Genomic DNA, 1,179 nt, shown 5'->3' on the forward strand with positions numbered 1-1,179 from the left:
AGCCGAACATTATTGTACCAGTAAACCCAATCACTGGTCGCGACAGTTACCTCGGAAACACTATTCCATGGCCCACCCCTCGTGATGACTTCTTTCTTGTAGAGAGCGTTGACGGATTCGGCCAGAGCGTTGTCGTAAGAATCACCTTTCCGGCCGACAGATCGTTCAATTCCAGCCTCGTGCAACCTCTCTCCATAACGGAGCGCGGTGTAGTGGACACCGCGGTCGGAATGGTGCACCAGAGTACCGCCGCCGCGATCACGGCGGGCCCATAACGCCATCTCCAGCGCGTCGAGGGCCAGCGTGGCATCAAAGGTGTCGAGGACCTGCCAGCCCACGATCGCCCGAGAGAACGCGTCAGTCACGAACGCGGCGTAGACGTGCCCACCGTCGGCCATTGGCACGTAGGTGATGTCCGTAACCCACAACCGATTCGGCTCTGCGGCACCGAATTCCCGGCCCACCAGGTCCCGGGGCCGCGACGCCGGATCGCCCGGCACGGTCGTGCGCGGGCGTACCCGGCCGGCGACCACGCCAGTGATGCCCTCGGCGCGCATCAGCCGCTCCACCGCGCACCGGCCTACCCGCACACCCTCACGCTTCAACTGCGCATGCACCTTCCGCGCGCCATACAACCGCTTCGAATTCTCCCACACCCGCCGGATCAACGGAATCAATTCCCTGTCCCGCCGCGCCCGCCGCGAGGGGCACCCGACCGCCTTTCTTGCCGCGTAGTAAGTCGATACCGGAAATCCGATCACCGAACACAACACCTCTACCGGGAACCGGGAACTCCGATGCTCATCCACGAATGCCGTCAACGCGGCGGTCGATGGTCCATCTCCCGAGCGAAAAAAGCCGAAGCGGCCTTCAAAATCTCATTCGCCCGCCGCAGCTCAGCGTTCTCCTGCTCCAGCTCAGCCATCCGTACCGCCACCGGATCCACCACAGACAGTGACCCTGTCGACACACCCGAGGCCCGGCCAGCATCCGGCGCCCGACGGACCCACGCCCGCAACGTCTCCGGATTCACCCCCAACTGAGCCGCCACCTGCGCCACCGCACCACGCCGACCACCCAACTCTTTCTCCAGATCACGCACCATCGACACGGCACGATCCTTCAACTCCCGCGGAAACCTGCTGCTCGCCACGCCGCTCATCCTTCCCAGAACGATCG

At 63.8% G+C, this 1,179-nt stretch carries 2 protein-coding genes; both read right to left on the reverse strand.

The annotated features are described in order from the left end of the window. On the reverse strand, nt 1–761 hold a 761-nt coding region (locus ACFWY9_RS44960; RefSeq protein WP_378341780.1), incomplete at its 3' end, for an IS3 family transposase. Between the two features lie 56 nt (nt 762–817). Then, nucleotides 818–1,179, reverse strand: a 362-nt coding sequence (locus ACFWY9_RS44965; RefSeq protein ID WP_378341781.1) for a transposase, incomplete at its 5' end; no start/stop codon positions are given.

It is taken from the genome of Amycolatopsis sp. NPDC059027 (genome assembly GCF_042739735.1).
Classification (GTDB): Bacteria; Actinomycetota; Actinomycetes; order Mycobacteriales; family Pseudonocardiaceae; genus Amycolatopsis.